General features: G+C 73.0%; 9 protein-coding genes. 6 read left to right on the forward strand and 3 right to left on the reverse strand.

Going from position 1 to position 12,720, the window contains the following annotated elements; all coding sequences use genetic code 11:
• The gene (gene cofD, locus ABZ951_RS11680) at nt 1-966 is read left to right on the forward strand and encodes a 2-phospho-L-lactate transferase (RefSeq protein ID WP_344093076.1); all 966 of its coding nucleotides are present in this window, start codon (nt 1-3) and stop codon (nt 964-966) included.
• A complete protein-coding gene (locus tag ABZ951_RS11685; protein WP_344093078.1) occupies nt 963-2,306 on the forward strand; it encodes a coenzyme F420-0:L-glutamate ligase in 1,344 nt (447 codons plus the stop codon). Before cofD ends, ABZ951_RS11685 begins: the two co-directional genes overlap by 4 nt.
• Nucleotides 2,307-2,816: 510 nt before the next feature.
• On the opposite strand, the gene ABZ951_RS11690 is transcribed toward ABZ951_RS11685, so the two are convergent.
• The 3 genes from ABZ951_RS11690 to ABZ951_RS11700 all read right to left on the reverse strand — a co-directional run bounded on the left by ABZ951_RS11690 (nt 2,817) and on the right by ABZ951_RS11700 (nt 6,543).
• Nucleotides 2,817-3,731 (reverse strand): DNA-3-methyladenine glycosylase 2 family protein, encoded by a 915-nt coding sequence (locus ABZ951_RS11690; protein WP_344093080.1) that lies wholly within the window; start codon nt 3,729-3,731, stop codon nt 2,817-2,819.
• 115 nt (nt 3,732-3,846) lie between these two features.
• The gene (locus ABZ951_RS11695) at nt 3,847-4,929 is read right to left on the reverse strand and encodes an NDP-sugar synthase (RefSeq protein ID WP_344093082.1); all 1,083 of its coding nucleotides are present in this window, start codon (nt 4,927-4,929) and stop codon (nt 3,847-3,849) included.
• A gap of 81 nt (nt 4,930-5,010) precedes the next feature.
• Complete coding sequence (locus ABZ951_RS11700) at nt 5,011-6,543, reverse strand: peptidoglycan recognition protein (protein WP_344093084.1); 1,533 nt, start codon at nt 6,541-6,543, stop codon at nt 5,011-5,013.
• 137 nt (nt 6,544-6,680) lie between these two features.
• Between ABZ951_RS11700 and ABZ951_RS11705 the strand changes: the two genes are divergently transcribed.
• The 4 genes from ABZ951_RS11705 (at nt 6,681) to ABZ951_RS11720 (ending at nt 12,712) form a co-directional block, all read left to right on the forward strand.
• Nucleotides 6,681-7,433 (forward strand): TIGR03089 family protein, encoded by a 753-nt coding sequence (locus ABZ951_RS11705; RefSeq protein ID WP_344093086.1) that lies wholly within the window; start codon nt 6,681-6,683, stop codon nt 7,431-7,433.
• 141 nt (nt 7,434-7,574) lie between these two features.
• Entirely contained in the window at nt 7,575-8,834 is a 1,260-nt protein-coding gene (locus tag ABZ951_RS11710) for an LCP family protein (RefSeq protein WP_344093088.1), read from the forward strand.
• 228 nt (nt 8,835-9,062) lie between these two features.
• On the forward strand, nt 9,063-10,805 hold the full coding sequence (locus tag ABZ951_RS11715) for an LCP family protein (RefSeq protein ID WP_344093090.1): 1,743 nt from the start codon (nt 9,063-9,065) through the stop codon (nt 10,803-10,805).
• 155 nt (nt 10,806-10,960) lie between these two features.
• Nucleotides 10,961-12,712: an LCP family protein gene (locus ABZ951_RS11720; RefSeq protein WP_344093093.1), complete on the forward strand. Its 1,752-nt coding sequence runs from the start codon at nt 10,961-10,963 to the stop codon at nt 12,710-12,712.
• Nucleotides 12,713-12,720 lie beyond the last annotated feature (8 nt).

Genomic DNA, 12,720 nt, shown 5'->3' on the forward strand with positions numbered 1-12,720 from the left:
ATGCAGCGCATTGTGGTTCTGGCCGGCGGGATCGGGGGCGCCCGCTTCCTCCGCGGCCTCAAGTCAGCAGTCCCCGACGCGGACATCACCGTCATCGGGAACACCGGAGACGACATCCACCTGTTCGGGCTCAAGGTCTGCCCCGACCTCGACACCGTGATGTACACGCTCGGCGGAGGCATCCACGAGGAGCAGGGGTGGGGCAGATCCGACGAGTCCTTCGCGGTGAAGGAGGAGTTGGCGGCGTACGGCGTGGGGCCCGAGTGGTTCGGGCTCGGCGACCGTGATTTCGCCACCCACATCGTCCGCACCCAGATGATCGCCGCCGGCTTCCCGCTGAGCGCGGTCACCGAGGCGCTCTGCCGGCGCTGGCAGCCCGGGGTGCGTCTGCTGCCGATGAGTGACGACCGCGTCGAGACGCACGTCCTGATCGACGACCCCGACGGAGAGGGCCGCAAGGCCGTCCACTTCCAGGAGTACTGGGTGCGGCTGCGCGCGGCCGCCGCCGCGCACGCGATCGTGCCCGTCGGCGCGGAGCAGGCCAAGCCCGCGCCCGGGGTGCTGGAGGCCCTCGCCGAGGCGGACGTCATCCTCTTCCCGCCGTCCAACCCCGTCGTCAGCGTCGGCACGATCCTCGCCGTCCCGGGCATCCGCGAGGCCGTCGCCGATGCCGGGGTGCCGGTCGTGGGCCTGTCCCCCATCGTCGGGGACGCGCCGGTGCGCGGCATGGCCGACAAGGTCCTGGCCGCCGTCGGCGTCGAGTCCACGGCCGCCGCCGTCGCCCGGCACTACGGCTCCGGCCTCCTCGACGGCTGGCTGGTCGACACGGTGGACGCCGGGCGGGTCGGCGAGGTCGAGGCCGCGGGCATCCGCTGCCGGGCGGTGCCGCTGATGATGACCGACACCGAGGCCACGGCCCGGATGGCCGCCGAGGCGCTCCGGCTCGCCGAGGAGGTGCGCGGATGAGCACGCCGCCCGGGTACCGCGTCTGGGCCCTGCCCGGCATCCCCGAGGTGCGGCCGGGGGACGACCTCGTGAAGCTGCTGTCGGCCGCGGCCACCGCGGACGGGACGCCGGGGCTCGCCGACGGCGACATCCTGCTCGTCACCTCCAAGATCGTCAGCAAGGCCGAGGGCCGGATCCTCCGGGCCGCGGACCGCGAGGCCGCCATAGACGCCGAGGCCGTCCGGGTCGTGGCCCGGCGCGGCGGGCTGCGCATCGTCCAGAACCGGCTCGGGCTGGTCATGGCCGCGGCCGGGGTCGACGCCTCCAACACCGAGGCCGGCACGGTGCTGCTGCTGCCCGAGGATCCGGACGCCTCCGCCCGCGCGCTGCGCGCGGGGCTGCGGGAGACGCTCGGCGTGGACGTCGGCGTCGTCATCACCGACACCTTCGGGCGCCCCTGGCGCAGCGGGCTGACGGACGTCGCGATCGGGGCGGCCGGGGTGCGCGTCCTGGACGACCTGCGGGGCGGCGAGGACACGCACGGCAATCCCCTCAGTGTCACGGTCGTGGCCACCGGTGACGAACTGGCCGCCGCGGGCGACCTGGTCAAGGGCAAGACCGGGGGGCTGCCGGTCGCCGTCGTGCGGGGGCTCGCCCACGCGGTGACGGGCGGGGCCGCCGGTGCAGCCGCGGGCGAGGACGGCCCGGGGGCGCGGGCGCTGGTGCGGAGCGCCGAGGACGACATGTTCCGCCTGGGGACGTCCGAGGCCGTGCGGGAAGCCGTCTCGCTGCGGCGCACGGTCCGGGAGTTCACGGACGCCCCCGTCGACGGGGGCGCCGTGCGGCGGGCCGTCGAGGCGGCCGTCACCGCCCCGGCACCGCATCACACGACGCCGTGGCGGTTCGTCCTGCTGGAGTCGGAGGAGTCGCGGACGCGGCTGCTCGACGCCATGCGGGACGCGTGGATCGCCGACCTGCGCGGGGACGGCTTCAGCGAGGAGAGCATCGCCAAGCGGATCCGGCGGGGGGACGTGCTGCGCAAGGCGCCCTACCTGGTGGTGCCGTGCCTGGTCATGGACGGCTCGCACACGTACCCGGACGCGCGGCGCAACGCCGCCGAGCGGGAGATGTTCGTCGTCGCGGCGGGGGCGGGCGTACAGAACTTCCTCGTCGCGCTGGCCGGCGAGCGGCTGGGCTCGGCATGGGTGTCCTCGACGATGTTCTGCGCCGACGTCGTGCGGGACGTGCTGGACCTGCCGCGGGAGTGGGACCCGATGGGGGCGGTGGCGGTGGGTCACGCGGCCGCACCGCCGAAGCCGCGGGCGGCCCGGGGGGCCGACGCGTTCATCTCGGTGCGCTAGCCCCTCCGGGGCGGGTTTCGTTGTCACCGCGGCGCCGCCGCACGGGCGGCGGGGCCGTGGTGACCGCCGTGCGGCTCCTGTTCGCCGGGTATCGGGGCCGCCTGGCCCCGCCGACGCCCACGGCCACGGCGGTGAGGCGGGCAGCCCGCGGCCCCGGTGGCCGCGCGCCTGACCCCCGCCGACACCTGCGGGCACGTCCGTGGGGCGGGCGGCCTGCGGCCCCGGCGGCCTCCGCGCCGCTCCCGCACACCCGGTTCCGGACATCTGTCGCCGATGCCGACGGCCAGGGCCGTGAGGCGGGCATCTCAATGCCGCTCCCGTACGCCGGTTTCGGGCCCGATTGTTCCCCGCCGACACCAGTGGCCAGAGCCGTGAGGCGGGCGGCCTGCGGCCCCGGCGGCCTCCGTGCCGTTCCTTACGCCGGGTTTCAGGCGCCCGTCCCCACCGACGCCGACGGCAAGACGAACGGCCTGCCGCCCTCGTCACCCCGCGCCGTTCCCGCCCCGGGTCTCACCACCCCCTGATGTCGTTCACCGAGAACCGCGGCGCCCTGCGGGGCTGCGGGCGGGACGTCAGGAGGATCAGGCGGCACGCCCGGTGGCGCTGGCCCGCGTACGGGGTCAGGAGCGTCAGCATGCCCGCGTCGTCCGTGCCGCGGGTGCCCGTGAGGGCGTAGCCGACGGTCTTGGGCAGGTGGAGGTCGCCCACCGTCACCGCGTCCGCCGCGCCGTTGCTGCGCTGGAGGGTCTCGGCCGCGGTCCACGGGCCGATGCCCGGCACCGCCCGGAGGCGGGCCGCGGCCGCCGTCTCCTCCATCGCGGCCGCCTCCTCCAGTCGGGCCGCCACCCGGGCCGCGCGGACGATCGTCGCCGAGCGCTTGCCGTCGACGCCCGCCCGGTGCCACTCCCAGGAGGGGATCAGGGCCCAGCCCCGGGCGTCCGGCATGACCCGCATCCGGGTGGCCGGGCCGGTGCCCGGGCCCGGGGCGGGCTCGCCGTGCCGCTGGAGGAGCAGGCGCCAGGCCCGGTACGCCTCGTCGGCGGTGACCTTCTGTTCCAGGATCGAGGGGATCAGCGACTCCAGGACCAGCCCGGTGCGGGCGAGCCGGAGGCCGGGGTGGCGGCGGTGCGCCTCGTGCAGGAGGCGGTGGCGCGGGGTGAAGGCGGCGGGGTCGTCCCGTTCCCCGAGGAGCTCCGGGAGGTGTTCGAGCAGCCACTCGCCGCCCGGGCCCCACGCCTCGGCCCGGACGCGGCCCTCCGCCGCCCGCAGGTGCAGGGTGCCGGGGCCCTCGGGGGTCCGGCTGGCCCGCCAGAACGAGCCGTCCCCCGGGGCCTGGAAGGCCGGGTCGCCGGGGCCGCGCGCGAGGACGCCGAGCGTGCGCCCCAGGTCGTACGGGCCCGGCGGGGCCCATGTGCGCGTCGCCATCCGGCCAGGGTACGTCCGGACAGTGACAACCGGAGGGACTCGTTCCGGAGCTCGGCCCCCGATGACGGGAGGGCCGCACCCGTCCGGATATTTCACCCGGACGGGTGAGCCGGCCCTACTGGTCCGAGGAGAACCGGATCGACTTCGGCGGGAGCTCCGCGCCGCACCAGATGCGGGCACCGCCCCGCAGTTCGTTGTCGGCCCCGACCCGGGCCGCGTCACCGATGACCGCGCCGTCGAGGACCGTGCGGGCCCCGATCACCGCTCCCGCGCCCACGAGCGAGTCGCGGATGTCGGCGCCCGCCTCGATGACCGCGCCGTCCAGGACGGTGCTGCCGTCGATCCGCGCGCCCGCCGCCACCCGCGCGCCCGCGCCGATGACCGTGCCGCCCGTGAGCTTGGCGTCCGGGGCGACCTCCGCGGTGTCCAGGACCAGCCGGTCGCCGCAGCGGCCGGGCACGGCCGGGGACGGGGCACGGCCCAGCACCAGGTCCGCCGAGCCGCGGACGAACGCCTGCGGGGTGCCGAGGTCGAGCCAGTAGGTGGAGTCGACCATGCCCTGGAGGTGGGCCCCGGAGGCGAGGAGTCCGGGGAACGTCTCACGTTCGACGGAGACGGGGCGGCCCGCGGGGATGGAGTCGATCACCGAGCGGTTGAAGACGTACGCGCCCGCGTTGATCTGGTCGGTGACGATCTCCTCGGGCGTCTGCGGCTTCTCCAGGAAGGCCGTGACCCGCCCGTCGGGGTCCGTGGGCACCAGACCGAACGCCCGGGGGTCCTCGACCCGGGTGAGGTGCAGGGAGACGTCCGCGCCCGCCGAGCGGTGGGTGTCGACCAGCGCCTCGATGTCGAGGCCGGTGAGGATGTCCCCGTTGAAGATCAGCACGGGGTCGTCCGGGCCGGAGCGCAGCTTCTCGGCGACGTTGCGGATGGCTCCGCCGGTGCCCAGCGGCTCAACCTCGGTGACGTACTCCAGGTGCAGACCCAGGGCCGAACCGTCGCCGAAGTACGGCTCGAAGACCTCGGCCAGGTACGACGTGGCGAGCACGATGTGTTCGACCCCTGCCGCTCGTGCCCGCGCCAGCTGGTGCGTGAGGAACGGGACGCCGGCCGCCGGAACCATGGGTTTGGGCGTGTGCACCGTGAGCGGGCGCAGCCTCGTCCCCTTGCCACCGACCAGGAGGATCGCTTCAGTCACCTTGTCGTCTCTGCTTCCTGCTGGGGCCGGGCCGTAATCGGCGGCCAGTGTATGCAGACCGGCGGGGCCTCCGTTGCCCGGTCAGCGGCCCTGGAGGCGGGCGGCGGCCGTGCGGGCGGCGCCGAGCCTGCCGTAGAGCCGGTCGCCGGGGCACTCCGTGGCGTAGCCGTCACGGTGTCCGGAGATGACCTTGAGCTTGACGGAGGTCCCCTTCTTGAACAAATTGCCGCCGGCGGACACCAGGGTGGTCGTGCCGAGCGGGTTGGCGCCGAAGAGGCCGAGCTTCCATGCGGTGAGGGAGGCCAGGGCCTTCACGGTCGCGGCGGGCGGGTTGGTCGTTCCGAATGATCCGAGGACGGCGATGCCCATGCTGTTGCTGTTGAAACCGAGGGTGTGGGCGCCCAAGACGGCCTTGGCCACGCCACCTGCGCGACCCTCGTAGATCGACCCGCACTTGTCCAGGAGGAAGTTGTAGCCGAGGTCCCGCCAACCGCTGCTCACGACGTGGTAGCGGTAGATACCTCGGATGACCGAGGACGACTGCGCACAGGTGTAGCGGTTGCCGGAGGCCGTGTGGTGGACGAAGGCGGCCCGCACCCGCTTGGTGTAGGAGAAGCCCTTCTCGCGCAGCGACTCGTCGGCGCCCCAGCCGGCGCGGGTGACGATACGCGGGCGCGGGCCGACGTAGCGGCCCCCGGCGGCCACGGAATCGTCCTGCGGATCGGCTCCCTCCGCGCTGTCGGCGGCCTCTTCGACGAGGTCGGTGACCCGCGGAATGGTGAGCTCCCCGAGGTCGGGGATGTCGGAGAGGCCACCGGTGCCCGTGGTGTCCGTGGTGTCCGTGGTCTCGGCGGGGTCGTCGGTCCGCCGCCCCCCGGTTCCGGCGGCGGCGATGTCGGCCTCGGAGGCGGGCTTGTCGAGCGCCGGGATCTCCGTCGCGCCCAGCGGCGCGAGCGGGAGATTGGCCGTGGAGCTGGCCAGTTCCTCCTCGGTGAGGTCCGGGGGCGCGGCGGCGCGCGCGCCCCGCGCCGGGGCGGGGTCCACGCCGGGGTCGACGAGCTCCAGGCGCAGGCCGGCGGGCAGGGACCGGCCTTCGGGCGTCCGGTCCGCCAGGGCGTCGGGGCGGACCCGGACCTGGATGGCGTCGGAGGCGCCGACCCACAGCGGTGCGGTGGAGCCGCGCAGGCGTCCACCGCGTGCCTCGGGCGAGCCGAGGTCGGGGCGGTCGTCGTCGTGGGTCTGCACGTCCTGCCAGCCCGACCAGGCGCCGCTGCCCACCGCGCGCGTGCGCACCTGGGCGCGGCCGCGGAGTTCGGCGGTCGCGTCGTCCCAGACGATGCCGACGAGCGAGAAGGGTTCGACCTCCTGCTGCGGCAGGCCCTGCTCCTTGGCCGGCCCGCCGACCCGCGCCCGGTCCGCGGTGCCGAGCGTCACCAGGGGCAGCGACTGCGTCGAGCCGGGCACGGACACGGGGCGGAGGGCCGCCGGCACGGAGCCCCGCGCGCCGGGGCGCTCGGGGGAGGTGGCGGGAGAGGCGGGGGAGCTGGCGAGGAACGGCAGGGTGAGGGCGGCGGCGCAGGCGGTCACGGTCGAAGAGACGAGGATTCCACGCATGAGACGATCCTGGTCATATCGTCTCAACTCTGTCCATTCTCAACATGACGGCCTGTCGGTCGCCCCACCCGTCCGGCCCCGCCGCCCGGACGGCCCGTCAAGGCCCTTCCGGCGCCTCCCCGCGTACCCTGAGGCCGATGAACGCCACCGATCGCACCCCCGCCGACCTGCTGCGTTCCGCGCTCGCCGCGGACCCGGCCCGCCCGCTCGTGACCTTCTACGACGACGCCACGGGCGAGCGCGTGGAATTGTCCGTGGCCACCTTCGCCAATTGGGTGGCGAAGACCGCCAATCTGCTCCAGGGTGACCTCGCCTCCGGGCCCGGGGACCGCCTCGCGCTGCACCTTCCCGCCCACTGGCAGACCGCCGTCTGGCTGCTCGCCTGCTCCTCGGTCGGCGTGGTGGCCGAGGTCGGCGGCGATGCGGCCGACGCCGATGTGGTCGTCAGCGGTCCGGACACCCTGGAGCAGGCGCGCGCCTGCTCCGGAGAGCGCGTGGCGCTCGCCCTGCGCCCCCTGGGTGGCCGGTTCCCCCAGTTGCCGGAGGGCTTCGCGGACTACGCCGTCGAGGTACCGAGCCAGGGTGACCGCTTCGCCCCCTTCGCCCCGGTGGACCCGGACGCCCCCGCCCTCACCGTCGGCGGACTGGAGCTGACGGGCGCGCAACTGGTCGAGCGCGCCCGCACGGACGCCTTCCAGCACGGTCTCGGGGCCGGCTCGCGGATGCTCTCCGGCCTGCCGTACGACACCTGGGACGGGCTCTCCGCCGGGCTGTTCGCCCCGCTCGCCGCGGGCGGGTCCGTCGTGCTGTGCCGCAACCTCGACCGGCTCTCCCAAGGCGGGCTGGAGAAGCGCCGGGAGAGTGAGCGCGTCACCGTGACGGCCCTCTGACGCTGCCGCATCGCCCCGACCGCGCGATGATCGGGGGATCAGGCCGATCCCCGGCACAGCAGAGCAGGCAGCGCGCGGCGCACACCGCGCGGACCAGGCCCCTACGGAGGCACGTACCACCCGGTGAGGGAGGGCGCAGCCGTGAACCAGACCTTCGACGCGCTCTCCACCGCGCCGCGCCCGCCCCGGCGCCGCCGGCTGCGCTGGCTGGCGCTGGGGCTCGCGGTGCTGCTGGTCGCGGCCCTCGCGGTGGGGTGGGTGCTGTACCAGCGGCTCGACAGCAACATCACCACCGACACCGCCACGGCGAACGAGCTGGCGCGCTACGAGAAGGAGCGCCCCACCGCGCTGGTGGCGGGCGCCCAGAACGTCCTGATCATCGGCTCCGACACCCGTGGCGGCCCCGGCAACGGCGCGTACGGCGAGGACAGCGGCACCCAGCGCTCGGACACCACGATCCTGCTGCACGTGGCCGCCGACCGGCGCAGCGCGACCGCCGTCAGCCTCCCGCGCGATCTGATGGCGAAGATCCCGGCCTGCCGGCGGCCGGACGGCACCGAGACCAGCGAGCGGTTCGCCCAGTTCAACTGGGCGTACGAGCTGGCGGGGGCGGCCTGCACGATCCGGACGGTCGAGAACATCAGTGGCATCCGCGTCAACCACCACGTGATCGTCGACTTCAACGGCTTCAAGCGGCTGGTGGACGCGGTCGACGGGGTCGAGGTGTGCCTGGAGCAGCCCATGGACGACCCGGAGGCCCGGCTGAAGCTGCCCGGGGGCCGGCAGGTGCTGCACGGGGAGCAGGCGCTGGGGTACGTCCGGGCCCGGTACAGCCTGGGCAACGGCAGCGACACCGAGCGGATGGGCCGACAGCAGGCGTTCCTGGGCGGGCTGTTCAAGGAGATGCAGAGCAACGGGGTGCTGCTGAACCCCGCCCGGCTCTATCCGGTGCTCGACGCGGCGACCTCCTCGCTGACCACCGACGCCGGGCTGGACACGCTGCGGAAGATGTACGACCTGGTGCGCACCGTGCGGGGCATCCCCAGTGAGCGCGTGCAGTTCCTGACGGTGCCGCGGCGCCCCTACGAGCACAACCCGGACCGCGACGAGCTCGTGCAGCCGGACGCGGACCAGCTCTTCAAGCAACTCCGTGAGGACCGGCCGGTGTCGGTCAGCAAGCACGTCAGGGCGGCGGGCGACAAGCCGGGGGGCGCGGGTCCACGGGGGCTGAGGTCCGAGGACGAGCCCGCAGAGCCCGTCGAGCCGGAGGCGACAGAAGTGACGGAGGGGGGCGAAGCGTCCACCGAGCCGGGCGCCTCACCGTCCCCGCCGGCCTCGCCGCTGCCCACCACGCCCCCCACGTACGAGGGAACCACCGCCGCACACGGCAACTGCGGATGAACCGCCCGAACCGTATGATCAGGTTTTTCGGCGCGGCGAAAGGATTGGGCAGATTGCCCAGTTGTAGGGGAGTGCAATTTGTCACCGGCGTCGCTCGACGCTGAACTGGGCGGATAGTGTGAGCGATCCGGTGCGCACGGCCGGCAGACCGCGCACTGCAAAACGACGTGACCGAGCGCCTCATGGGGGGTAGGCGCCGCGTGGCACCGACGGAGGATTCAAGCGACCGTGGACGCGCAAGGCCGTGGGCGGGCGGGCGGCATCGACCCCGCCGACCAGTGGGTCTTCGACCCTGAAACCGGCAGCTACCAGCTGCGTCTCGAGCAAGCCGAGGAGTCGGAGAAAGCCCCCGGGGCAAGCTCATCCACCACTGCCGCACCGGCCGCTCCCGCTCCGCGACGACGGGTCACGGAGGCCGAGCCCGGCCGCCGTGCCGTGCCCGGACAGCGCGGCGGCGGCCGCCGCTCGGGGGCCAGGCCGACCACGGGCCGGCGCAAGCCGAAGCCGAAGCAGACCGCCAAGAAGAAGGTCATGCTGTGGACGGGCGGCACCCTCGCCTTCGTCCTGGTCGGCGGCTCGGTGGGCGCGTACCTGCTCTACCAGCACTTCAACAACAACCTGAACAAGATCGACGTCGGGGTGGACAACGCCGCCGTCACCAAGGGCCCGGTCAACATCCTCGTCATCGGCACCGACAAACGTGACGGCAAGGGCAACCAGGGCTACGGCGACGAGGGCAGCGTCGGCCACGCGGACACCACGCTGCTCTTCCACGTCTCCGAGGACCGGTCCAACGCCACCGCGCTCTCCATCCCGCGCGACATGATCACCGACATTCCGGACTGCCCGACCAAGAAGGACGGCACCACCCGGACCATCCCCGGCTCCAAGGGCGTCCGCTTCAACGAGAGCCTGGGCCAGGAGGAGCGGGACCCGGGCTGCACCTGGCGGACCGTCGAGCAGCTCACCGGCCTGAAGGTCAGTCACTTCATGATGGCCGACTTCAACGCCGTCAAGCAGATGTCGTCGGCGGTGGGCGGTGTCGAGGTGTGCCTGGCCAAGGACATCGACGACCCCAAGTCGCACCTCAAGCTCGGCAAGGGCCGGCACAAGATCGAGGGCGAGGACGCGCTCGCGTTCGTCCGCACCCGGCACAGCGTCGGCTTCGAGAGCGACCTGGACCGCATCAAGCTCCAGCAGCAGTTCCTGAGCTCGATGATCCGGGAGATGAAGTCCGACGACACCTTCACCAACCCCAAGAAGCTCTACAAGCTCGGTGACGCGGCGACCAAGTCGCTGACGGTGGACACCGGAATAGGGTCCGTCAGCAACCTGACGAAGCTGGCGAAGGACCTCAGCCGGGTCAACCTCAAGAACATCTCCTTCGTGACCGTGCCCGTCATCGACAACCCCGTCGAGGGCAAGAACCACCGGACGGTCGTGCTCGACAAGGCGAAGGCCGAGCCCCTCTTCGCCATGGTCCGCAAGGACGTCTCCCTCACCGAGGTGAAGGAGAAGGAGAAGAAGGCCCAGGAGAAGCAGGACGCCGAGCAGGAGGCGCTGCTCAAGGGCCCGAAGGCCGCGGCCGCCACGGTGCGCGCCAAGGTGCGCAACGGCAGCGGTCGCATCGGTGCCGCGCAGGAGGCCGTCGCCTGGATGCAGAACTCCCAGGGGATGCGGCTGACGAGCAACGGCGGCAACGCGCCCGGCGGCAGGAAGCTGGACAAGACGGTCCTGGAGTTCGCCCCCAACCAGGCCGATCAGGCGCGCAAGCTCGCCGAGGCCATGGGGCTGCCCGTCGAGGCCCTCAAGCAGGGCTCGGCGGACGCCGCCCCGACGGTGGAGATGACGCTGACGCTCGGCGCCGACTTCAAGGCCGCGGGCACCCCGATTTCGGTGCCGACGCCGGAAAAGGCGCCGGAAGGCATTCAAAAGGTCGAAGCGGACGACAAGAACATCTGCGCCAAGTGAACCTCGCCCCCGTCCGGACGCATCTCACTATCGGACGGGCGGCCGCGTGAGCGCGGCACGGCCGCGCCGTCCGCACCCAGCCATCCGTCGGTACCGCGCTACGAGTTTCGACACGCCTGCCCATCGGGCCGGACGCACCAGTTAGGGGAGGCCCGATGCGGCAGAGCAGTGTGCGGGGGCCGCGGGCGCGCGGCCGCGTCCCGGGGGCCCGTGGGGGCCAGGACGGCAGCACACCGGAGAAGGGCGCGAAGCCGGAGGCGGCCGGAGGCGACGGCGCCGGGAAAGGCAAGGGCGGGGGCAAGGGGCCCGGGGGCGGCAAGCCGTCCGGCCGGCGCTCGCGCGCCGCCCGAATAGCCCGCTGGGCCGCCCTCTGCCTGGCCTTTCTGATCCTGGGCACGGCGGCCGCGGGGTACTTCTACTACGAGCACCTCAACAGCAACCTCAAGAAGGACCCCCTCAACCTCGGCGACAAGAAGCTCGACCGGAGCGCCGCCAACGCCGCCGGGCAGCGCCCCCTGAACATCCTCCTCCTGGGGTCCGACAGCCGGAACTCCGCGGAGAACGTCGCCCTCGGCGGCGCCCGAGAGGACGCCGGGCGCAAGCCGCTCGCCGATGTGCAGATGCTGGTGCACGTCTCGGCCGACCGCAGCAACATGTCGGTGATCAGCGTGCCGCGCGACACCCGGGTGACGATCCCCAAGTGCACCGACCCGGAGGACGGCAAGGTCTACCGGGAGACCAGCAGCCAGATCATCAACACCAGCCTGATGAACGGCGGGCCCGGCTGCACGGTCGCCACCTGGGAGGCGCTCACCGGCATCCCCGTCGACCACTTCATGATGATCGACTTCTCGGGCGTGGTGAGCATGGCCGACGCCGTCGGCGGCGTCCCGGTCTGCGTGGACGGCAACGTCTACGACAAGCTGTCCGGGCTGCGGCTGGAGAAGGGCGAGCACAAGGTCAAGGGCGAGCAGGCCCTGCAGTGGCTGCGCACCCGCCACGGCTTCGAGGACGGCAGCGACATCGGCCGGACCCACGCCCAGCACATGTACATGAACTCGATGGTCCGCCAGCTGAAGTCCGGCTCCAAGCTCAGCGACCCGGGCCAGTTGACCAGCCTGGCGGACGCCGCGACCAAGGCGCTGACCGTGGACAAGGACCTGGGGTCGGTCAAGAAGCTCTACGACCTCGCCAACGACATCAAGCGGGTGCCGTCCGGCCGGATCACCATGTCGACGATGCCGTGGGTGTCCGACCCGCAGAACCCCGACGCCCACGTCGTCCCGAAGCCGGGCGACGCGGACAAGCTGTTCTCGCTCGTCCGCAACGACATCGCGCTCGACGGCAAGGACAAGAAGAAGGACCCCAAGACGCTGCCGTCGGCGTCGGCCGCCCCCAAGAAGGACATCGCGGTGACCGTCTTCAACGGCACCGGCACCGTCACCCGCCCCACGGTCACCGGCCGGGGCTCCACCGTCGCCGCCTACCTCGTCGAGCAGGGCTTCACGAAGGCCACGTCGGACTCCACCCCCCGGGCGCAGGCCGATACGACGCTCAGCTACCCGAAGGCGTCCCAGCGCGGTGACGCCGAGGCCCTGGCCAAGGCCCTGGGGCTGCCGGACAGCGCGCTGCGCATGTCCACGGCCGTCGAGGAGATGACGCTGGTCATCGGCGGGGACTGGCGTTCGGGGACGACCTACCCGAAGGCCGGGGCCGGAGCGAAGGACGACCCGGGCACCGAGGGCGGGAAGAAGAAGGACGGCGGGAAGAACGACGAGGACCCCAAGGACGCCAAGGACGGCTGGGGCGACAAGAAGGACGACGACAAGGCGCCCGAGAGCGCGGATCCGCTCAACGGCAACGACACGTCGGCCTGCATGAAGGTCAACTCGCTGAATCGTTTCTGAAGCCGGTC

Origin of the sequence: Streptomyces sp. NPDC046215, from assembly GCF_040646215.1 — a bacterium.
GTDB classification, from domain to species: Bacteria; Actinomycetota; Actinomycetes; order Streptomycetales; family Streptomycetaceae; genus Streptomyces; species Streptomyces stramineus.

Coding starts and splice junctions, on each gene's coding strand:
- cofD (WP_344093076.1), top strand. CDS start 1: ATGCAGCGCATTGTGGTTCTGGCCGGCGGGATCGGGGGCGCCCGCTTC.
- ABZ951_RS11685 (WP_344093078.1), top strand. CDS start 963: ATGAGCACGCCGCCCGGGTACCGCGTCTGGGCCCTGCCCGGCATCCCC.
- ABZ951_RS11690 (WP_344093080.1), bottom strand. CDS start 3,731: ATGGCGACGCGCACATGGGCCCCGCCGGGCCCGTACGACCTGGGGCGC.
- ABZ951_RS11700 (WP_344093084.1), bottom strand. CDS start 6,543: ATGCGTGGAATCCTCGTCTCTTCGACCGTGACCGCCTGCGCCGCCGCC.
- ABZ951_RS11705 (WP_344093086.1), top strand. CDS start 6,681: ATGAACGCCACCGATCGCACCCCCGCCGACCTGCTGCGTTCCGCGCTC.
- ABZ951_RS11720 (WP_344093093.1), top strand. CDS start 10,961: ATGCGGCAGAGCAGTGTGCGGGGGCCGCGGGCGCGCGGCCGCGTCCCG.